Raw genomic sequence first — 20,332 nt, 5'->3', positions numbered from 1 at the left:
TCTATTCCCGTGGATCCCCGGGCCTCCGCCGGCCTGTCGGAGGACGGCGCCGGTGCCGTGCCCGGACGTCGCCGACCCGCCCCGCTCGCCCCGCGGCCGCCCGAAACATCCCCGCAATACGCCCCGCACTAGAGTCGTGCCATGGGTGACCTCTTCGACGGATACGGGTCCCAGAAGGTCGAGCGGCCCGACACGGGCGCCACCCCCTGGGACGAGATGTTCGCCGACGTGGCGTCGACTGGAGGCCCCGACGGGGTCCGCGGCGCCTACCGCGACATCTACTCCTCGCTCGCGCGGATGACCCAGGAGGAGCTGCGCGGCCGCACCGACGCGCTCGCCTCCTCCTACCTAGCGCAGGGCGTCACCTTCGACTTCGCGGGGGAGGAGCGGCCGTTCCCCCTCGACGCCGTCCCCCGGGTGATCGAGCGCGCCGAGTGGAACGAGGTGCAGACCGGCATCAAGCAGCGGGTCCGTGCTCTCGAGGCGTTCCTCGCCGACGTCTACGGCCCGCAGAACGCCGTGGCCGACGGCGTCATCCCCGCCGGGCTGATCTCGAGCTCCAGCCACTTCCACCGGCAGGCCGCGGGCATCGTCCCCGCGAACGGCGTGCGGATCCAGGTGTCCGGGATCGACCTGATCCGCGACGAGAAGGGCGGCTGGCGGGTCCTCGAGGACAACGTCCGCGTGCCCTCCGGCGTCTCCTACGTCATCTCGAACCGCCGGGTGATGGCGCAGACGCTGCCCGAGCTGTTCGTCTCGATGCGGGTGCGCCCGGTCGGCGACTACCCGAACAAGCTGCTGCAGGCCCTCCGCGCCTCCGCCCCCGAGGGCGTCGACGACCCGACCGTGGTCGTGCTCACCCCGGGCGTCTACAACTCCGCCTACTTCGAGCACACCCTCCTCGCCCGCCTCATGGGCGTCGAGCTGGTCGAGGGCCGCGACCTGTTCTGCACGGGCGGCAAGGTGTTCATGCGCACCACCTCCGGCCCGACCCGGGTCGACGTGATCTACCGCCGCGTGGACGACGAGTTCCTCGATCCGCTGCAGTTCCGCGCCGACTCGATGCTCGGCTCGCCCGGGCTGATGCTCGCGGCCCGGCTCGGGAACGTCACGATCGCCAACGCGGTCGGCAACGGCGTCGCCGACGACAAGCTCGTCTACACGTACTTGCCCGACCTCATCCGCTACTACCTCTCGGAGGAGCCGGTGATCAAGAACGTCGACACGTGGCGGCTCGAGGATCCGGGAGCGCTCGAGGAGGTGCTCGACCGCCTCGACGAGCTCGTCGTGAAGCCGGTCGACGGCTCCGGCGGCAAGGGCCTGGTCGTCGGGCCGGCCGCCTCGGCGAAGGAGCTCGCGGAGCTGCGCTCCCGCCTCCAGGCCGACCCGCGCGGCTGGATCGCGCAGCCGGTCGTGCAGCTCTCCACCATCCCCACCCTCGTCGACGACGGGATGCGCCCCCGGCACGCCGACCTGCGGCCCTTCGCCGTGAACGACGGCACCGACGTCTGGGTGCTGCCCGGCGGCCTGACCCGCGTCGCGCTCCCCGAGGGGCAGCTCGTCGTCAACTCGTCGCAGGGCGGCGGATCGAAGGACACCTGGGTGGTCGGCCTCGAGGAGGCGCGCAGCGCCGATCCCGAGGCGCGCGACATCCAGGCGCTCGTCGCCGAGCAGGCCGCGGTCACCAGCTCCATCCCGATCGTCTACCCGCTCAACCACACGCCCGACCACTCGCCGCAGGACGCGCCGAACACCGACCAGGACCAGCAGCAGCAGCAGACGCTCGCGGCGGGGGAGGACGACTGATGCTCTCCCGGATCGCCGAGTCGCTGTTCTGGATCGGCCGCTACATCGAGCGGTCCGATGGCACCGCCCGCATCCTCGACGTCCACCTCCAGCTCCTGCTCGAGGACCCGTGGATCGACGAGGACACGGCCTGCCGCTCGCTCCTGTCGGTGATGGGCTCGACCCCGCCCGACGATATGCGCGAGATCACCCGCGCCGACGTGCTGGCGATCCTCGCGATCGACCGCACGAACCCCGCCTCGATCGCCTATTCGCTCGGCGCGGCCCGCGAGAACGCCCGCCGGGCGCGCGAGATCGTCTCGACCGAGCTCTGGGAGTGCCTCAACACCACGCGCACCCGGATGCCGCGCCGCGTCTCGGGCGAGCGGGTGTCGGAGTTCTTCAGCTGGGTGCGCGAGCGCTCCGCCCTCGCCGTCGGCATCATCGAGTCGGCGACCTCGCGCGACGAGGCCTGGCAGTTCTTCACCCTCGGCCGCTCGATCGAGCGCGCCGACATGACCGCCCGCCTGCTCGCCACCCGCTCGCTGACCGAGGCGAGCGGCCCCTCCTGGACCACGATCCTCCGCTCCTGCGGCGCCTACGAGGCGTACCTGCGCACCTACCGGGGCGTGCCGAGCGCGCGGAACGCGGCCGAGTTCCTCCTCCTGGACCGGCTGTTCCCGCGCTCGATCCTCTTCTCGGTCTCGCGGGCGGAGGCGTGCATGCGCGACATCGAGCCGCGCACCGGCCGCATCGGCCACTCCGGCGACGCGCAGCGCGTCCTCGGGCGGATCCGCAGCGAGCTGGAGTTCCGGCCGATCACCGACATCCTCGAGGACCTGCCGCGGCACATGGACAGCGTGCAGGAGGCGACCTCGGCCGCGTCCGAGGCGATCCGCCAGCGGTACTTCCCCACCAACGTCATGCCGAGCTGGATCGGGGAGGCGCTGTGAGCAGGCTGCGCATCAGGCACACCACGGGCTTCACCTACGCGGGGGACGTGGTCGCGTCCTACAACGAGGCGCGGATGCTCCCCGCCTCCTCGGACGGGCAGCTGGTGCTGTTCTCGAACCTCGACATCCGGCCGGTGACCTCGGTCCACGCCTACACCGACTACTGGGGCACCCGCGTCTCGTCGTTCGACGTGCTCGACGCCCACCGCGAGCTCTCGCTGACGGCGACCTCGCTCGTCGAGATCCGGCCGAAGCAGCACCCCGACCACCCGACCGGGTGGGATCAGCTGTCCGAGCAGGTCGAGACGCGCACCGAGTACGTGGAGCAGTCGAAGCAGACCCACCGCACCGCGCCGCCGGAGGACCTCGCGGCGATGGCGCGGTCGCTCGCGGACGAGGCGGCCGGCCCGTGCGAGGCCGCGCTCACGATCGCCGAGACGATCGGCCGGGCGATGACCTACCGGCAGGGCGTCACCGGCGTGCACTCCACCGCGACGGAGTCGTGGACCGCGCGCGAGGGCGTCTGCCAGGACATCACGCACATCGTCCTCGGGGCGCTGCGCTCGGTGGGCATCCCGGCGCGCTACGTCTCGGGCTACCTGCACCCCAAGCCGCACGCCGAGATCGGCGAGACCGTGGTGGGGGAGTCCCACGCGTGGGTCGAGTGGTTCTGCGGAGGAGCCTGGCGCGGCTACGACCCGACGAACCTGATCGACATCGGCGACCGCCACGTCATCGTCGGCCGCGGCCGCGACTACAACGACATCGCGCCGCTGCGCGGGGTGTTCGCCGGGCCCCGCTCGTCGAAGCTCTTCGTCCGCGTCGAGATCACCCGCGAGGCCTGAGGGCGGGCGGCGGTCGCGCCCCGCGTCGGGGGAGACCCGTCGAGTGGGCGGTCCGCGGATCCGCCCGGCGTGCGGACCGGCCGACGGAGCCTAGGCGCGCGGGCGCAGCAGGGGGACTCCGCCGGTGGCGGGCAGAGCCTCCGGCCCGGGGGCCGCGAGCCGGGCGGCGCGGCGCAGGCGGAGGTGGAAGGCGAGTCCGATGGCGGCCGCCGCGATCCCGGAGGCGGCACCGACCAGCATCGCCTGGCGCGGACCGTAGGCGTTCGCGACCCAGCCGATCAGCGGTGCGCCGATCGGGGTGCCGCCGACGAAGATGGCCATGTACAGCGCCATGACCCGGCCCCGCATCTCGGGGGCGGTCGAGAGCTGCACGTAGCCGTTGGCCGAGGTCATCAGCGTCTGCGCCGCGATGCCGACGAAGGGGAGCAGGATCGCGAACGCCCAGACCGTCGGCATGACGCCGGCCAGCGCGAGCGCGACGCCGAACGCGGCGGAGGCGCCGACGATGAGCCGGAGCCTCGGGCGATCGCGGCGAGCCGAGAGGAGCGCCCCCAGCACCGAGCCGACGGCGATCGCGGAGGAGAGGAGGCCGAACTCGCTCGCCCCCATGTCGAACTCGACCGTCGCCATCGTCGAGGCGAAGATCGGGAAGTTCAGGCCGAAGGTGCCGATCAGGAACACGATCGCGAGCACCACGAGGATGTCCGGCCGCTTCGAGACGTAGCGGAACCCCTCCAGCAGCGCACCCGGGCCGCGGGTGGCCCGCGGGGCGCTGCGGAGCTGGTCGCGGTGCAGCGCGCGCAGCGAGAGCAGGACGGCGAGGAAGCTCGCGGCGTTGAGGAGGAAGACCCAGCCGGAGCCGACCGCGGCGATGAGCACGCCCGCGAGGGCCGGTCCGATCATCCGCGCCGAGTTGAAGGAGGCCGAGTTCAGCGAGACGGCGTTGGTGAGGTCGCGCTCCTCGACCAGCGCCGAGACGAACGTCTGGCGCACGGGCGCGTCGATCGCCGCGGCGAAGCCGAGCAGCAGGGCGAAGAGGTAGACCATCCAGAGCTGGACGACCCCGGTCACGACGATGAGTCCCAGGCCGAGCCCGAGCGCGCCCATCGCGCCCTGGGTGGCCATCAGGAGCTTCCGCCGGTCGAAGCGGTCGGCGATGAAGCCGGAGAAGGGGACCATCACGAGCTGCGGTCCGAACTGCAGTGCCATGGTCACGCCGAGCGCCGTCGCGTCGTGGTCGGTCAGGTCGTTGATCACGATCCAGTCCTGGGCCGTCCGCTGCATCCAGGTGCCGACGTTCGAGACCATCGCGCCCGCGAACCAGATGCGGTAGTTCGGCACGGCGAGGGAGCGGAACATCGCGCTCATCGGTCGGCCACCGCGCGCAGGACCGCCGCCGCGTCGTGGAGCAGGCGCAGGTCCTCGGGAGGGAGCTCCTCGAGGCGCGCCACGAGCCACGCGTCGCGGCTGCGGCGCACGTCGAGCACCAGTGCGGTGCCGGCCCCGGTGGGGCGGATGCGGGTGACGCGGCCGTCGGCGGGGTCGGCGAGGCGCTCCGCGAGTCCTTCGTCGACCAGGCAGCCGACCGTGCGGGTCATCGAGGGCGGGCGGACCCGCTCCGCCTCGGCCAGCTCGCCGAGGGTCTTGGCGCCCTCGCGGTGCAGGAGTGCGAGCACGCTGAACTGCGGATCGCTGAGCTCGTGCTGGGCCTTCTCCTGCCGGAGCCGCCGTCCGAGCCGGCCGACCGCTGCCCGCACCTCGCCCGCGAGGGAGGTCAGCGGGAGATCGGTCTGCAGGGTCTCGGTCGATGGCACATAGTTAGCCTAACAAAAGAACTGCCGCTCAGGCGGAGGTCCGCGCGGTCCGCACCGCTCCGATGCTCGCGGCGACCACGAGCGCGATCCCGACGGCCTCGACGGCGCTGAGGCGCTGACCGAGCACGAGGAAGCCCGAGAGCGCGGCCGCCCCGGGGGAGAGCGACATCAGGATCGAGAATGTGGAGGAGCGCAGGCGCCGCAGCGCCAGCAGCTCCAGCGCATAGGGCACCGCGGAGGAGAGCACCGCGACGGCGAGCCCGAGGAGCAGCACCGGCGGCACCACCAGGGCGGGTCCGGCGGAGGCGATGCCGAACGGCAGCGACACGATCGCGCCGGCCGCCAGCGCCAGCGCGAGCCCGTCGATCCCCTGGAACCGCCCGCCGGTGCGGCCGGCGAAGACGATGTACGCGGCCCAGAGCACAGCGGCCCCCAGCGCGAAGCCGACGCCGACCGGGTCCAGCGCCGAGAACCCGCCCTGCGACAGGGTCACCACTCCGGCCAGCGCGAGCACCGCCCAGACCAGGCTCAGCACGCTCCTCCCGGCGATCACCGAGAGCGTCAGCGGCCCGAGCACCTCGAGGGTGACGGCGGCGCCCTGCGGGATCCGGGCGATGGCCTCGTAGTAGCAGGCGTTCATCCCGCCGAGGGCGAGACCGTAGGCGGCGACGGTGGCCCAGTCGCTCCGGCTGTGGCCGCGCAGCCGCGGACGGCAGACCAGGAGCAGAACGACGGCCGAGAACACCAGCCGGAGCGTGACGGTGCCGATCGGCCCCGCGGCGGGGAAGAGCAGCACGGCGAAGGAGGCGCCCAGCTGCACGCTCGCGACCGACCCGAGCACCAGGCCGATCGAGCCCGCGCTCGCCGGGCGCCGCTCCGGAGCGGCCGCTGCGCTCAGCTGGAGCGCCGCTGCGTCTGGACGGGCGGGACGTTGTAGCCGAGCAGGCCGACGCCGGTCGCGTCCCAGCGCAGTGTGGTCAGCGAGACGTTGTCGACCACCGGGAAGGTGTGCCGGTAGGTCTCGGGGTTGATGCCGAGGTAGGCGCACAGCAGGAGGCGGATGAGCGTGCCGTGCGCGACGACGAGCACGCGGCCGTCGGGGTGCTCGCGGTGGATGCGGGCGAGCGAGGTGTTCGCGCGGGCGACGGCGTCGAGGCCGGACTCGCCGCCGGGCATCGGCTGGATGGCCGGAGCGGCGACCCACGCGTGGTACTCGTCCGGGAAGCGCTTCTCCATCTCGTCGGTGGTCAGCCCCTCGCCGCGGCCGAAGTCGACCTCGACCAGCGCCGGGTCGGGCTGCAGCTCGAGGTGGGCCGCCCGCGCGGCGGGCACGGCGGTGCGCACGGCCCGGACCAGGGTGGAGGAGTACACCGCCTCGAGGTCGGCGTCGACGGCCCAGGCGGCCAGAGTCGCCGCCTGGTCCTGGCCCCGGGGGGTCAGCGCGATGTCGGAGGAGCCCGCGAAGCGGTTCTCGGAGTGCCAGACAGTCTCTCCGTGCCGGGCGAGGATCAGGGTCGTCACCCCCTGAGCCTACCGACCGTGCGGGCCAGTGGGCCCCGCGCTCAGGCGGCGGGGACGCCGTAGTGCGCGTCGACCATCACCGGGAGGTGGTCCGAGACGCCCTGGGGCAGCGTGGAGACCCGCTCGATCCGCACGGAGTCGCTGATCGCGAAGTCGAAGTGGCCGCTGAAGTAGCGGTAGCGCGCGTAGGTGGGGGAGTCGCTCCGCGAGACCAGGTAGCCGTTCCGGGTCATCCGGCGGTCGAGTCCGCGGAAGAACCACGGGTAGTTGTAGTCGCCGACCATCAGGGAGGGGGTGTCCGGCGCGTACTCGCGCAGCCGGTTCAGCGCCTCGTCGATCTGCTTGCGGCGCAGGGCGTTGCCTGCCGACAGCGGAGCGGCGTGGAAGGAGGAGACCGCGATCGATCCGCCGTCGCGGTCGTCGAGGCGGACGGCCAGCAGGCGCTCGTGAGCGGGGGACATCACGCGGTCGTGCATGGACTTGCTGAGCTCGAACGCGGCGCTGCCGGAGAGCTCGAAGCGGTCCTGCGAGTAGTAGACGGCCAGGCCCAGGCGGTTGCGGGCCGTGACGGACGCGAGCCGGAGCGAGCCCACCTCCTGCGGCAGCTTCGTGGTGTCGCACTCCTGCAGGCACAGGACGTCGATGTCGTGGCGGGCGGCGAGGGGGGCGATCTCGGCGTGCGCTCGGTGCTCCCGGAGGTTGTAGGAGATCACGCGGAGGGCGCGTTCGGTCGGCTGCATTTCGCCAGTGTAGGGCGCGGCGCCCGAGCGCCGGCCGACCCTCCGGCGAACACGGAGGGACCTCCTCGGAACGCGGTCGGAACGTTCGCCGACCGGCCGGGGAGGTCCCTCGCGGAGCCGTGTCAGTGCTGCTCGGTGCCCGAGGCGTCGGTCTCGGCGTCGGTGCCGTGGACGCCGTCGGTGGGGCCCCAGTCGGGCAGCGGGGGGTTCTGCTCCTCGCCGTCGGCGCCGACGCCGTCGGCCAGGGGGGAGGCCGCGCCGCCGACCTCGTCGAGGCCCGCGGAGGTGCCGGTCTCGGTGGCGGGGTCGGGCGTGCGGGCGCCGTCGGTCGTGTCGGTGCCGTCGGTCGTGTCGGCGGGGGTGGGCTCGATGTCGTAGTCGGAGCTGCTCATGCCCCGACGCTACGACTCCGCCGCCCGCGGGGGCACCCCCTTGCGCTCCCGCGAACGACGGAGGCCCCCCGCACCGGGAAGGTGCGAGGGGCCTCCGAAGGGGGAGTGCTCAGCGTCCGTAGGCGGAGGCGGCGGGGCAGTCGAACGGGTCGCCGCCGGCCGACAGGCCGACCTTGTTGAGGTAGCGGACGACGATCGCGTACGACTCCATCAACGAGGTCTCGGTGTAGGGGATCTGGTGGGTGGTGCAGTACTCCTTGGCGATGACCTGCGCGCGGCGCAGCGCCGGGCGGGGCATGTTCGGGAAGAGGTGGTGCTCCACCTGGTAGTTGAGTCCGCCCATGTAGAGGTCGGTGAACCAGGTGCTGCGGATGCTGCGCGAGGTGAGGACCTGGCGGCGGAGGAAGTCGACGCGCGCCTCCTTCGGCAGCAGCGGCATGCCCTTGTGGTTCGGCGCGAACGAGGCGCCCATGTACAGGCCGAAGACGCCCAGCTGCACGCCGACGAAGGCGAACGCCATGCCGAGGGGGAGGGCCCAGAAGACGACGGCGAGGTAGAGGCCGACGCGGGTGACGAGCATGGTGATCTCGACCCAGCGCTTGTCGACCTTGCCCTTGCCGAACACGGTGCGGAAGCCGTGCAGGTGCAGGTTGAGGCCCTCGAGCAGCAGGAGCGGGAAGAACGCGTAGCCCTGGCGGCGGGTGAGCCAGGCGTAGAGGCCGCGCGAGCGGGCCGCGTCCTCGGCGGTGAAGGAGACGACGTCGCGCTCGATGTCCGGGTCCTTGCCCAGCACGTTCGGGTTCGCGTGGTGGCGGCTGTGCTTGGTCATCCACCAGGAGTAGCTGATGCCGACGAAGAGGTTCGCGAGGGTGCGGCCGGCGACGTCGTTGGCCTTGCCGGACTCGAACACCTGGCGGTGCGAGGCCTCATGGGCGAGGAAGGCGAACTGCGTCAGCACGATGCCGAGGGCGGCGGCGAGCAGGAGCTGGAACCAGGAGTCGCCCAGCAGGACGAAGCCGGTGACGATGCCGCCGAGCGCGAGGACCAGCGCGCCGAACATCGTGTAGTAGAAGCCGGTGCGGCGGCGGAGGAGCCCCGCGTCGCGGACCGTGCTGAGGAGACCGGAGTACTCGGTCGTCGGGTTGACGCGGCCGTCGGCGCGCGGACGGGTGCGGACGACGCGGGGGGCGCCTCCGGTGACGGACGTGGTGGTGGGGGTGCTCATCGGCGCCTCGCTCTTCGTGGTGACCGTCGGCGTCGACGGTCTCTCGGTGAGCGATCCCGACGGGGGCGGTCCGCTCATGGTTCACCGCGTCGGTAGGGGCCGGACGCGGCATCAGGGCGACCGGGGTCAAGGGCAACCTGGTGTGAACACTACGGGGACGGCGGCGGCACCGCACCATGGCGATTGCCAGCCTTCGCCCCGCGCGTGTCGGGAAGGGTGGGTTGCGCCTCCGGCGGGACCGCCGCCGGAGGCGCACGGGCTCAGGAGCCGATCGAGTCCTGCGGGCGGCCGGACTTGAGCGCGGCGAGGCGCGCCTCCACCTCGGTCATCTCGCCGAGGTCCTCGAGCGACTCGAACTGCGCGTCCAGGCTCGAGGAGGCGAGCTCCTCCGCGCCGCGGACGCGCGCCTCCTCGCGGCGGATCTTCTGCTCGAAACGGCTCACCTCGCTCGTCGGGTCCATCAGGTCGATGCTCTTCACGGCGTCCTGGACCTGGCTCTGCGCCTCGACGGTCTTCGAGCGCGCGATCAGCTCGTCGCGCTTGCTCGAGAGCTGCTGCAGCTTCTCGCGCATCTGGTTCAGGCCCGACTTGAGCTTGTCGACGACCTCGGTCTGCGAGGCGATGGTCGGCTCGGCGTCCTTCGCCTCCTTCTCGGACTGGATCTGGCGCTGCAGAGCGACCTTGGCCAGCGCGTCGAACTTGTCGGCGTCGCCGGCGCTCCCGCCGGTGCGCAGCTCGTCGGCCTTGCGGCTCGCGGCGAGGGCCTTGCCGCCCCACTCCTGGGCGTTCTGCACGTCCTCGCGGTAGTCGTCCTCGAGCAAGCGCAGGTTGCCGATCGTGGTGGCGATCGCCGCCTCGGCGTCGCGGATGCTGTCGGTGTAGTCGCGGACCATCTGGTCGAGCATCTTCTGCGGGTCCTCGGCCTGGTCGAGGAGCGCGTTGATGTTGGCCTTCGCGAGCTGCGCGATGCGGCCGAAGATCGACTGTCTCTGTGCCATGGGTGTCTCTCCTTGCGTCGTGGGTGGTGCCGGATGTCGGAGGTGGTGCCGGAGTCGTGGGGGAGGTGGTGGTCGTCGGTCGTGCGCGGATGCCCGGGGCGCTCAGAAGCGCCCGCCGCCGCCGCGTCGTCCGCCTCCGCCGCTGCTGCGCCCGCCGCCGAAGCCGCCGCCGCCGGAGCGCCGGGACGAGCCGCCGCCGCCGAAGCCGCCGCTGAACCCGCCTCCGCCGAAGCCGCCCGAGCGGTAGCCGCTGCGGCGTCCGCCTCCCAGGAGCGACTCGACCAGGATCCCGCCGAGGAACGCGCCGGTCGTGTCGCCTCCGTAGGGGCTGCCGACGGCGTTCGGGGCGGAGTAGGAGCCGGCGTCGGCCCGCGCCCGCTCGAGCGCCTGCTGGGCGAGCTGCGAAGCGCGCTGGGCGGAGGCGAGAGCCTCGCGGGGGTCGGTGGCGGCGATGCGCTCGGCGTACTCGGCCGAGCGGGCGGCCTCGGCGACGCGGGTGCGCGCCTCCGAGCCGACCGCGCCGCGGCGGGCCGCGATGAAGTCCTCGGCGGCCGAGACGCGGCTGCGGGCGGAGGTGAGCTCGGCGCCGAGGGCGGCCCGCTCGCGCTCGCGCTGGGCCTGCGCGTCGCGGAACCCGCCGACGGCGGCATCGATCGTGGCGTCGGCGGCGGTGAGCGCCTCGAGCAGGGCGAGCGGGTCGTTCGGCCGCACGGAGGCGGCGCGCTCGACGTCGTCGAGGGCGGCCTCGGTCGAGGCGACCGCCGCGGCGACGTTCTGCGCCTGGGCGGCGGACTCCGCGTCCTGGGAGGCGGCGAGCGCTCGTCCCTGCGCCACGTCGGCGCGGATCTCGGCGATGCGGCCGGCGAGCGACGCCTCCGCCTTCTGCAGCTCGTCGCCGCGCGTCGCCACCGCGTCGACGAGCCCGGAGGCCTGCTCGGCGGCCTGCTGCCCGGCGCGCAGCAGCACGGCGGCGCGGCCGGAGTCGCCGGCCTGCAGCGCCTGCTGGGCGCCGGCGAGCTGGTCGCGGGTGAAGCGGAGGCGGTCCTCGGCCTGGTCGGCGTCGTCGCCCACGTCGTCGATCGCGGTCGGCGCGTAGCGGGAGGCGAGCTCGGCGAGGCGGGCGCGGGCCGAGGGGAGGCGGTTGCCGACCTCGGCGGCGCGAGCCGAGAGCGCGGCGGCGACCTGCGGCGCGTTCTTCTCGAGGTCGCGCAGCTCCTCGAACGCACTCGCGCGCTCGTCGAGCGTCTGCTCGGCGTCGGCGCAGAGCTGGAGGATGCGCTGGTAGCCGTCGCGGCGCTCCTGATCGGTCTCCGGCTCGGCGTCGTCGAGGCGCTGCTGCAGGGTGAAGGCCTCGCCGAGCAGGCGCTTCGCGGTGACGAGCGCCTCGCGGAACGCGCCGGTCGCGTCGGCGCCGAACTGGGCCTCGGCGAAGCCGACCTCCTGCTCGCTGGTGCGGACGGCGTCGTCGGCGTGGACGAGGGCCGATCCGGCACGGGTGGCGAGCTCGTCGATCGAGGCCTCCACCGCCTCCTGGGCGCGGCGCTTCCGCGCGCGGCGGACGAGCAGCAGCACCACGAGGCCGACCACGACGAGGGCCGCGAGCACGCCGAGCGCGATCAGCAGCCCCGAGCCGAGGGACTCGCCGGCGCTGGGCGCGTCGAGGCGCTGCCCGATCCCGTCGGCGGCGGCCACCGCGGCTCCGGCCCAGTCGCTGTCGGCGAGCCTCGGCTCGATGTCGTCGGACTGGAGCGAGGAGACCTGCGCGTCGTCGAGGGCGAAGCCCTGCGCGACCGACACCTGGTACTGGCGGGCGTCGACCGCGACGGCCAGGAGGACGTCGTCGGTGCCCAGTCCGTTGCGGGTCGCGGTCTCGTCCGCCCACGCGGCGCGGTCGGACGGATCCGTGAAGGAGTCGACGAAGGTGACGAACAGCTGCACGCGGTGCTGGTCGTAGAGGGCCCGCGAGGCCTGCTCGATCTCGGCGGTCTCTCCGGAGCTCAGCACCCCGACCGAGTCGAGGACGGTGGAGGAGGAGAAGGAGACGGGCGATTCGGCCGTCGCCGCGGTCGCGGGGACCAGCGCGAGGACCGCGGCGATCAGGAGGGCCGCGAGCGCCGGCAGCAGCCGGGAGCTCACGGGGTGGTGGGGTCTCGCCGGCATCGCGCACACTCCTTCGTCGTCGCCTCCCGAGTGTAGACAGCCCGGATGTCCGAGCAGGAGTCGGGAGGCGGCAGGCCGTCGACCGCGTGCCCGGGGCGCGGGGGATGGGAGAACGCCGGGAGGAGGAATGACCGTGCTCCGCTCGCGGTTGCCGACCGGAGTGCGCCGCAGGTGCACGTGCCTCCCCCCTCAGGGCAGCCCCTGAGACAGCTCCGTAGAAAGGCGATCCCGTGGATCCGTTCTCCCCCCTCACCGCCGGCGACCTCGACCTCCCCAACCGCATCGTCCTGGCACCGATGACGCGACTGCGCTCCGACGAGCAGGGCGTGCCCGGCGCGATCGTCGCCGAGTACTACGCCCAGCGCGCGAGCATGGGCCTGCTGATCAGCGAGGGCGTCTTCCCCAGCGCCGAGTCCAAGGGCTACGCCGGGCAGCCCGGCATCGAGACCGACGCGCAGGCCGCGGGCTGGCGCGCCGTCGCCGACGCCGTGCACGCCGCGGGCGGACGCATCGTCATGCAGCTGATGAACGCGGGCCGCGTCTCGCACACCGAGATCACCGGCACCGACCGCATCGTCGCCCCGAGCGCCGTCGCCATCGACGGAGAGGTGCACACCCCCGCCGGCAAGAAGCCCTTCCCGGTGCCGCACGCGCTGACCACCGAGGAGCTGGCGACCGTCCGCGACGAGTTCGTCGCCGCCGCCCGCCGCGCGATCGACGCCGGCTTCGACGGAGTCGAGGTGCACGGCGCCAACGGCTACCTGCTGCACGAGTTCCTCTCGCCCGTCTCCAACGTGCGCACCGACCAGTACGGCGGGACCCCGGCCGAGCGCGCCGCGTTCCCGCTCGAGGTCACCCGCGCGATCGTCGACGAGGTCGGAGCGGGCCGCGTCGGCATCCGCCTCTCGCCGGCCCACAACATCCAGGACGTCGTCGAGACCGACGGCGACGACGTGCGCGCCACCTACGAGGCCGTCGTCGACGGGCTCGCCCCGCTCGGCCTGGCCTACCTCAGCGTCCTGCACGCCGAGCCCGCCGGCGAGCTGGTCCAGGACCTCCGCTCGCGCTTCGACGGCGTCTTCATCGCCAACAGCGGCTTCGGCTCGCCGACCAGCCGCGAGGAGGCGACCGAGCTGATCAGCGAGGGCCACGCCGACGCCGTGGCCGTCGGCCGCCCGGCGATCGCCAACCCCGACCTGGTCGAGCGCTGGCAGGGCGGGCACCCCGAGAACGAGGTCGTCCAGGAGACGGTCTACGGCGGAGGAGCCGAGGGCTACACCGACTACGAGCCCCTCTCGGCGTAGTCGCGACTCACGCGGAAGGCCCGCTCCCTCGAGAGGGAGCGGGCCTTCCGCGTACCGGGGGGATCAGCTCTCGCTGCCCCGGCTCTTCAGCTCGGACTCGATGCGGGCGTCCTGCTCGGGCGAGAGCTCGTGGTCCTCGTCCTCCGGGCCGGCCGTCTCGCCGACGCGGCCCTCGCCGAGGGCGTGGATCGAGGTGATCTCGTCCTCGAGCGCGGCGTCGCGGTCGTGCTCGCTCACGAGCCGGTCTCGATCTCCCCGGCGGAGACGGCCTCGGCGTACTTGCGGAGGTCCGGGCCGGGCTCGAAGTCGATGAAGCGGTCCTTGAGGCGCGCGTTCAGCTCCGCGAACACGTCCTCCCAGGGCTCGCCCTTCTTGCTCGTCGCGAGGTCGAGCACCGCCTCGCGGAGGACCCTGTCCGAGTCCTCGAGGATCTTGTCGCGGGCTTCGTCGTTCCAGCGGATGTCCTGTGCGTCCATGCTCCGACCGTAGGCGCGGGGCCGGGGCGCCCCAAGGACTTGCGGGCGGGGGGCGGGAGGCGTAGGAGCCCCCGCCGCTCCGCGCTCAGGAGAGCGCCGGCAGCACCTCGCGCTCGAACAGCTCGATGCCGGACCGGTCGTAGGCGGCGTCCGGGAAGTAGAGGATGCCGTAGTCCATCCCGCGCGACTGCATGCCGGCGAGCCGGTCGACGATCTGCGAGGGAGTGCCGACCGCGAGCGCGTCGGGGCTGCGGTACTCGGCGACGAAGGACGCCGCTCCCTCCGCGCCGAGGTACGGGACCACGCGCTCCTCGAGACGCTGCAGCGCCGCCTCGACCTCCGCCTCCGTCTCGCCGATCACGACGTTGTAGTTCGAGCTCCGGGTGATCGCCGAGAAGTCGGTGCCCAGGCGCTCGCAGTGCCCGCGGAGGACCGAGCTCTTGTGGTCGAACGCCTCCGGGGTCCCGGCGAAGTTCGTGTACTGCGCGTACTGGGCCGCGATCCGCAGCGTGACCTTCTCGCCGCCGCCGGCGACCCACAGCGGGATGCCGCCCTCCTGCAGGGGCAGCGGTCGGTTCTGCGCGCCGTCCACCTGGTAGTAGCGGCCGTCGAGGGTCGCGGACCCGGTCGTCCAGGCCTGCTGCAGGATCTGCACGCCCTCGTCGAGCCGGCGCAGCCGCTCGGCGATCGGCGGGAAGCCGTAGCCGTACGCGCGCCACTCGTGCTCGTACCAGCCGCCGCCGATGCCCATCTCGACCCGCCCGCCCGAGACGATGTCGACGGTCGTCGCGACCTTGGCGAGGTAGGCGGGGTTCCGGTAGCCCATGCAGGTGCACATCTGGCCCAGCCGTACGCGCGACGTGGTGGCGCCGAACGCGCTCATCAGCGACCACGCCTCGTGCGTCGCCTCCTCCGTCACCTGCGGGACGGTGTGGAAGTGGTCGTAGACCCAGATCGACTCCCAGGCGCCGTCGTCGGCGTGCCGGGCGAGGTCGCTCATGGTGCGCCACTGGTCGGCGGCCGGGACGCCGACGAGGTCGTGGCGCCAGCCCTGGGGGATGAAGAGTCCGAATCGCATGCCGCCGACCCTAGGGCGGCCCGCCCCCCGAGGTCGAGGGGGTCGCGGTGCTCGCGTACGCTTCCGACCGATGCTGACCTTCACAGAGGATCTCGGACTCCCCGTCCTCGCGCTGATGATCCTCGCCGCCTTCGCGGCCGGCTGGATCGACGCGGTCGTGGGCGGCGGCGGACTCCTCCAGCTCCCCGCCCTGCTCCTCGTGCCGGGGATCTCGCCCGTGCAGGCGCTCGCCACGAACAAGCTGGCCTCGATCTTCGGCACGACCACCAGCGCGATCACCTACTACCGGCGTGCGAAGCCCGATCTGCGCACCGCACTGCCGATGGCGGCAGTCGCCCTCGCGGGCAGCTACGGAGGCGCGACACTCGCCGGCCTCCTCCCGGCCGCGGTGTTCAAGCCGATCATCGTCGTCGCGCTGATCGTGGTCGCCGTCGTGACGATCGCCCGCCCGGCACTGGGCAGCGTCACGGTGCTCAAGCACGCGGGCCGGCGCCACCTCGTCACCGCGGCCGTGCTGGGACTCCTGATCGGCTTCTACGACGGCCTGATCGGACCGGGCACCGGCACCTTCCTGATCATCGCCCTGATCACCGCGCTGGGCTACGACTTCCTGCTCGCCAGCGCCAAGGCGAAGATCGTCAACGTCGCGACCAACCTCGGCGCCCTGCTCTACTTCGTGCCGGGCGGGCACGTGGTCTGGCTGCTGGGCCTCCTGATGGGCGCCGCCAACGTGGCGGGCGCGTACCTCGGCTCGCGGATGGCCGTCGCTCGTGGCAGCCGCTTCATCCGGGTCGCGTTCCTCGTCGTGGTCGGCGCCCTCATCCTCAAGGTCGGCTCCGACGTCTGGACCGAGAACCTGGCGCCGCTGCTGCGCTAGCGCGGGCTGCGGGACCGAGCCGCGGAACGAGGACGGGACCCCCTGCCGCGGCAAGGGGTCCCGTCCTCGTTCCGATCGCTCGCGCTCCGGCGCTCGGCTTCGCCTGGCTCAGCCGAAGGGGATCGAGCCGACCAGCACGCCGACGGCGAGCATGACCAGCGAGACGACGACCGCTCGCCACAGCACCTTGCGGTGGTGGTCGCCGAGGTTCACCGCGGCGAGGGAGACGAGCAGGAGGATCGCCGGGACCAGCGGGCTCTGGAGGTGCACCGGCTGCCCGGTGATCGAGGCGCGCGCCATCTCGACCGGCGAGATGCCGTAGTTCGCCGCGCTCTCGGAGAGCACGGGGAGGATGCCGTAGTAGAACGCGTCGTTCGACATGAAGAAGGTCATCGGGATGCTGAGCACGCCGGTGATCACGGCGAGGAACGGTCCGAGCGCCGGCGGGATCACCGCGACGACCCACTCCGCCATGGCGTCGACCATGCCGGTGCCGTTGAGGACGCCGATCAGCACGCCGGCCGCCAGCACCATCGACACGACGCCCACGATGCTCGGCGCGTGCTTGACGATCTCGGCCGCCTGGTCCTTCATCTTCGGGAAGTTGATCAGGAGGGCGACCGCGGAGCCGACCATGAACACGTAGGGCAGCGGCAGGATGTCGGCGACCAGCAGCGTCATCACCGCGAGGGTCAGGACCAGGTTCACCCAGATCAGCTTCGGGCGCAGCGTCTCGCGCTCGGGGTCGAGCATCGTGTCGGCCATCGCGGTGTCGGCGTCGTCGGCCTGCACGCGGGCGGCGACCGCCACCTGGGCTCCGCGCAGGGCCTGGGGACCGCGGAGGAAGGAGAAGCGCTCCCGGGCGACGGTGCGGATGCCCCCGGTCAGGGCCGCGAGGCCGCCGGTGCGGGCGCCGCCCGAGCGGGAGGAGGAGCCGCGGCCGGCGCCGACGAGCTCCTGCTCGAGCATCGGCTCGGCCAGTGCGAGCGAGCCGAGGCGGCGGCGCTCGCCGAGCCCGAGGAACCAGGCGAAGACGAGCGTGACGGCCAGGCCCACCGCGAGCGACGGGAGCATCGGCACGAAGATCTCGCTCGGCGAGACCTGGAGGGCCGCGGCGGCGCGCACCGTCGGTCCACCCCAGGGGACGATGTTGAGCGTGCCGTTGGCCAGGCCCGCGACGCAGGTCAGCACGACCGGGTTCATCCCCAGGCGCAGGTAGATCGGGAGCATCGCGGCGGTGGTGACGATGAAGGTGGTCGAGCCGTCGCCGTCGAGCGAGACCGCACCCGCGAGCAGCGCCGTGCCGAGCACGACCTTCGCCGGGTCGTCGCCGAGCGCGCGGACGATGAAGCGGATCAGCGGGTCGAAGAGCCCGACGTCGATCATGATCCCGAAGTACATGATCGCGAACATCAGCAGCGCTGCCGTGGGCGCGAGGCTGCCGATCGCCTCGAGGACCATGTCGCCGATGCCGAGGCCGGCGCCCGCGAAGAGGCCGAAGATCGTCGGCACGACGATCAGGGCGACCATCGGCGTCAGCCGCTTGGTCATGATCAGGGCCATGAAGGCCAGGATCATGGTGAAACCGAGTACTACCAACACAGCTGACTCCTTCGTCCAGTGCCTCCGCCCGCGCTCGGCGGGAGAGCCGGCCGGGAGATGGTGGAAACCCTAGGCAGCTCCGCGTCCGGCGCCGGGGTATCGCTCATTACGGCGACATCTGCGCATAGTGTGGCTTCTGCGCATTCTGCGCACGACGACGGCGAGGAGGCCCCGATGCGCTTCGCGACCCACGTCCTGGTCCTGCAGCTCGCCACGGTGTCGGCCGCCGTGCTGGTCTGCGCCGGCCTCGTCACCGCGCTCAGCGTCCAGCAGCTGCGCGGCGAGGCGGAGGGGACGGCGCTCGCCATCGCCCGCACCGTCGCCGAGGACCCCGACGTGCGCGACGCGGTCGCCGAGTCCTCCGCGGTGCCCGGCGCGCCCGCCGCCTCGGAGCTGCGCGGCGGACCGCTCGAGGACGTCGCCGCCGCCGTCGAGCAGCGCACCGGCGCGCTCTTCGTCGTGATCACCGACGATCAGGGCATCCGCCTCGCCCACCCCGACGAGGACCGCCTCGGCGAGCGGGTCTCGACGAGCCCCGACGAGGCGCTCGCCGGGCGCGAGAGCGTCTCGTGGGGCACCGGCACGCTGGGCGAGTCGGCACGGGCCAAGGTCCCGGTCTTCGCCGCGGGGGAGCAGCGGGTCGTCGGCGAGGTCAGCATCGGCTTCGCGCGCTCCAGCGTCTTCACCGACCTGCCGACCGCGCTGCTCGGCGTCCTCGCCGCGGCGCTCGCCGGGCTGGTGCTCGCCGCCGTCGCCTCCGTCTTCATCCGCCGCCGCCTGCTGCGCCTGACGCTCGGCCTCGCCCCGGAGGAGCTCACCTCGCTCGTGCAGGACCAGGCCGCCGTGCTCGACGGGGTCGACGAGGGCGTGCTCGCGCTCGACCGCGACGGGCGCGTCGGCGTCTGCAATGCGCGGGCCGCCGCGATCCTCGGCTCCGACGACCCGACCGGGCGGGCGCTGCACGGGCGGCCGCTCGCGGAGCTCGACCTGCCCGTTCCACTGGCCGACGCGATCGGCGCCGCGCTGGACTCCGTCGAACCGCCCCGCCCCGGAGGCGAGGAGGGCTTCGTCGTCCGTTCCCGCATCGTCTACGTCGACATCCGCCGGGTGACCCGCGGCGACCGCGACCTGGGCGTGGTGGTGGTGCTGCGCGACCGCACCGACCTCGCCGCGCTGAGCCGGCGCCTCGACGCGGTCGGCGCGATGACCAACGCGCTCCGGGTGCAGCGGCACGAGTTCGCCAACCGCCTGCACGTGGTCGCGGGCCTGCTGGATGCGGGGCGGACCGCGTCGGCGCGCGACTACCTCGACGAGGTGCTGACTCGCGGCCCGCTCAAGTACCCGGTGCAGCACGCCGACCGGCTGCAGGAGCCGTACCTCCAGGCGCTCGTCGGGGCGAAGGGGATCGAGGCGGCCGAGCGCGGTGTGCTGCTGACGCTCGGCGAGGAGACGCTGGTGCGCGGCACCGTCGTCGAGCCGGAGGACGTCGCCACGGTGGTCGGGAACCTGGTCGACAACGCGGTGCGCGCGGCGGTCGAGGGGCGGCGCGACGTGCGCTTCGTCGAGGTCGAGCTGCTCGACGACGGCGACGCGCTCTTCGTGACGGTCGCCGACTCCGGCGACGGAGTGCTCGATCCGGACTCGCTGTTCGACCGGGCCGGCGCGGGCGACCCCGTCGAGGACGACGGTCGCGTGCACGGCCGCGGCTTCGGCCTGCCGCTCTGCCGCGAGGTGGCCGCCCGGCGCGGCGGCGAGGTCTGGCTGGCGGACGCCGGCGGAGCGGAGTCGGGGGCCGTGCTGTGCGCGCGCCTCCCCGGAGCGGTGCGGCCGCCGGAGCAGGACGGGGACCGGTCATGAGCGCGGACACGGCGCGGGAGCGCACGGTGCTGGTGGTGGACGACGACTTCCGGGTCGCCCAGCTGCACGCGGACCTGGTCGAGGCGCGGCAGGGGCTGACGGCCCTTCCTCCGGTGCACACGGCGCGCGCGGCGCGGGCGGCCGTCGCCGAGCACGCGCCCGATCTGCTCCTGCTCGACGTGCACCTGCCGGACCAGAGCGGGATCGCGCTGCTCCGCGAGCTCGACACCGACGCGTTCATCGTGAGCGCCGCCTCCGACGGGGCGACGGTGCGGCGCGCCCTGCACGCGGGGGCGCTCGGGTACCTCATCAAGCCGTTCGAGGCGCGCCTGCTCGGCGAGCGCCTCGACGCGTACGTGCGGTTCCGGAACGTGCTGCGGGAGGACCGCGCGGCCGATCAGGAGGCGGTGGAGCGGGCGCTGCGCATCCTGCACTCGGGCGACGCGACCGCCGCGCAGCCCTCGCGCTCGGCGACCGAGCAGCTCGTCCTGGCGCGCCTGGCCGAGTCGGGCGCCGAGCTGTCGGCCCTCGAGGTGGCCGAGCGCGCCGGCATCTCGCGCGCCACCGCCCAGCGCTACCTCTCGGGTCTCGCGGGCCGCGGCCTCGTCGAGATGACCCTCAGCTACGGCACCACCGGCCGTCCGGAGCACCGCTACCGCGCCCGCTGACCCTCCGCGAGCGGAGTCCGCGCTCGAGCCGGCGGGA

General features: G+C 73.2%; 20 protein-coding genes. 7 read left to right on the top strand and 13 right to left on the bottom strand.

The window, feature by feature from the left end; translation table 11 throughout:
* Positions 1 to 141 precede the first annotated feature (141 nt).
* From C5C35_RS05695 to C5C35_RS05685, 3 genes are read left to right on the top strand one after another with little or no spacing between them, the layout of a single operon-like run.
* The gene (locus C5C35_RS05695) at positions 142 to 1,806 is read left to right on the top strand and encodes a circularly permuted type 2 ATP-grasp protein (RefSeq protein WP_104258103.1); all 1,665 of its coding nucleotides are present in this window, start codon (positions 142 to 144) and stop codon (positions 1,804 to 1,806) included.
* The gene (locus tag C5C35_RS05690; RefSeq protein ID WP_104223851.1) at positions 1,806 to 2,738 is read left to right on the top strand and encodes an alpha-E domain-containing protein; all 933 of its coding nucleotides are present in this window, start codon (positions 1,806 to 1,808) and stop codon (positions 2,736 to 2,738) included. Before C5C35_RS05695 ends, C5C35_RS05690 begins: the two co-directional genes overlap by 1 nt.
* The gene (locus C5C35_RS05685) at positions 2,735 to 3,583 is read left to right on the top strand and encodes a transglutaminase family protein (protein WP_104223852.1); all 849 of its coding nucleotides are present in this window, start codon (positions 2,735 to 2,737) and stop codon (positions 3,581 to 3,583) included. The genes C5C35_RS05690 and C5C35_RS05685 overlap by 4 nt, the downstream gene beginning before the upstream one ends.
* Positions 3,584 to 3,673: 90 nt before the next feature.
* Here C5C35_RS05685 and C5C35_RS05680 read toward each other — a convergent pair whose 3' ends face one another.
* The 9 genes from C5C35_RS05680 to C5C35_RS05640 form a co-directional block, all read right to left on the bottom strand.
* On the bottom strand, positions 3,674 to 4,951 hold the full coding sequence (locus C5C35_RS05680) for an MFS transporter (RefSeq protein ID WP_104223853.1): 1,278 nt from the start codon (positions 4,949 to 4,951) through the stop codon (positions 3,674 to 3,676).
* Positions 4,948 to 5,397 carry a MarR family winged helix-turn-helix transcriptional regulator gene (locus C5C35_RS05675; protein WP_258063346.1) on the bottom strand — a complete coding sequence of 150 codons (450 nt, stop codon included), beginning with the start codon at positions 5,395 to 5,397 and terminating at the stop codon, positions 4,948 to 4,950. The genes C5C35_RS05680 and C5C35_RS05675 overlap by 4 nt, the downstream gene beginning before the upstream one ends.
* 28 nt (positions 5,398 to 5,425) lie before the next feature.
* Positions 5,426 to 6,238, bottom strand: a complete 813-nt coding sequence (locus C5C35_RS05670; RefSeq protein WP_244230592.1) for a DMT family transporter — start codon at positions 6,236 to 6,238, stop codon at positions 5,426 to 5,428.
* A 53-nt stretch (positions 6,239 to 6,291) separates the two neighbouring features.
* Positions 6,292 to 6,918: a histidine phosphatase family protein gene (locus tag C5C35_RS05665; protein WP_104223854.1), complete on the bottom strand. Its 627-nt coding sequence runs from the start codon at positions 6,916 to 6,918 to the stop codon at positions 6,292 to 6,294.
* 41 nt (positions 6,919 to 6,959) lie between these two features.
* Complete coding sequence (locus C5C35_RS05660; protein WP_104223855.1) at positions 6,960 to 7,658, bottom strand: endonuclease/exonuclease/phosphatase family protein; 699 nt, start codon at positions 7,656 to 7,658, stop codon at positions 6,960 to 6,962.
* Positions 7,659 to 7,780: 122 nt separating this feature from the next.
* Positions 7,781 to 8,050, bottom strand: a complete 270-nt coding sequence (locus C5C35_RS05655; protein ID WP_104258105.1) for a hypothetical protein — start codon at positions 8,048 to 8,050, stop codon at positions 7,781 to 7,783.
* Between the two features lie 109 nt (positions 8,051 to 8,159).
* On the bottom strand, positions 8,160 to 9,275 hold the full coding sequence (locus C5C35_RS05650; RefSeq protein ID WP_104226226.1) for an acyl-CoA desaturase: 1,116 nt from the start codon (positions 9,273 to 9,275) through the stop codon (positions 8,160 to 8,162).
* Between the two features lie 260 nt (positions 9,276 to 9,535).
* The gene (locus C5C35_RS05645; protein WP_104223858.1) at positions 9,536 to 10,273 is read right to left on the bottom strand and encodes a PspA/IM30 family protein; all 738 of its coding nucleotides are present in this window, start codon (positions 10,271 to 10,273) and stop codon (positions 9,536 to 9,538) included.
* Between the two features lie 102 nt (positions 10,274 to 10,375).
* Complete coding sequence (locus tag C5C35_RS05640) at positions 10,376 to 12,433, bottom strand: TPM domain-containing protein (protein WP_104262731.1); 2,058 nt, start codon at positions 12,431 to 12,433, stop codon at positions 10,376 to 10,378.
* A gap of 230 nt (positions 12,434 to 12,663) precedes the next feature.
* Here C5C35_RS05640 and C5C35_RS05635 point away from each other — a divergent pair, with 230 nt between their 5' ends.
* Positions 12,664 to 13,737, top strand: coding sequence for an alkene reductase (locus C5C35_RS05635; protein ID WP_104226205.1), 1,074 nt, complete (start codon positions 12,664 to 12,666; stop codon positions 13,735 to 13,737).
* A gap of 63 nt (positions 13,738 to 13,800) precedes the next feature.
* Here the strand turns inward: C5C35_RS05635 and C5C35_RS16920 are convergent, their stop codons facing one another.
* The 3 genes from C5C35_RS16920 to C5C35_RS05625 form a co-directional block, all read right to left on the bottom strand.
* Complete coding sequence (locus C5C35_RS16920; RefSeq protein ID WP_160035225.1) at positions 13,801 to 13,974, bottom strand: hypothetical protein; 174 nt, start codon at positions 13,972 to 13,974, stop codon at positions 13,801 to 13,803.
* Positions 13,971 to 14,213 (bottom strand): hypothetical protein, encoded by a 243-nt coding sequence (locus C5C35_RS05630; protein WP_068251275.1) that lies wholly within the window; start codon positions 14,211 to 14,213, stop codon positions 13,971 to 13,973. Before C5C35_RS05630 ends, C5C35_RS16920 begins: the two co-directional genes overlap by 4 nt.
* 85 nt (positions 14,214 to 14,298) lie before the next feature.
* Complete coding sequence (locus C5C35_RS05625; protein WP_104262730.1) at positions 14,299 to 15,291, bottom strand: LLM class F420-dependent oxidoreductase; 993 nt, start codon at positions 15,289 to 15,291, stop codon at positions 14,299 to 14,301.
* Positions 15,292 to 15,361: 70 nt separating this feature from the next.
* Here C5C35_RS05625 and C5C35_RS05620 point away from each other — a divergent pair, with 70 nt between their 5' ends.
* A complete protein-coding gene (locus tag C5C35_RS05620; RefSeq protein ID WP_104262729.1) occupies positions 15,362 to 16,168 on the top strand; it encodes a TSUP family transporter in 807 nt (268 codons plus the stop codon).
* Positions 16,169 to 16,276: 108 nt separating this feature from the next.
* Here the strand turns inward: C5C35_RS05620 and C5C35_RS05615 are convergent, their stop codons facing one another.
* Positions 16,277 to 17,746: a CitMHS family transporter gene (locus C5C35_RS05615; RefSeq protein ID WP_104233156.1), complete on the bottom strand. Its 1,470-nt coding sequence runs from the start codon at positions 17,744 to 17,746 to the stop codon at positions 16,277 to 16,279.
* A 198-nt stretch (positions 17,747 to 17,944) separates the two neighbouring features.
* Here C5C35_RS05615 and C5C35_RS05610 point away from each other — a divergent pair, with 198 nt between their 5' ends.
* Positions 17,945 to 19,627 carry a sensor histidine kinase gene (locus C5C35_RS05610; RefSeq protein WP_104262728.1) on the top strand — a complete coding sequence of 561 codons (1,683 nt, stop codon included), beginning with the start codon at positions 17,945 to 17,947 and terminating at the stop codon, positions 19,625 to 19,627.
* Positions 19,624 to 20,295 carry a response regulator gene (locus C5C35_RS05605; RefSeq protein WP_104262727.1) on the top strand — a complete coding sequence of 224 codons (672 nt, stop codon included), beginning with the start codon at positions 19,624 to 19,626 and terminating at the stop codon, positions 20,293 to 20,295. Before C5C35_RS05610 ends, C5C35_RS05605 begins: the two co-directional genes overlap by 4 nt.
* Positions 20,296 to 20,332 lie beyond the last annotated feature (37 nt).

The organism is Rathayibacter sp. AY1F8 (assembly GCF_002932165.1).
GTDB lineage: Bacteria > Actinomycetota > Actinomycetes > Actinomycetales > Microbacteriaceae > Rathayibacter.
The sequence above is the reverse complement of the archived record's forward strand: the minus strand, read 5'-3'. Positions and strand labels throughout refer to the sequence as shown.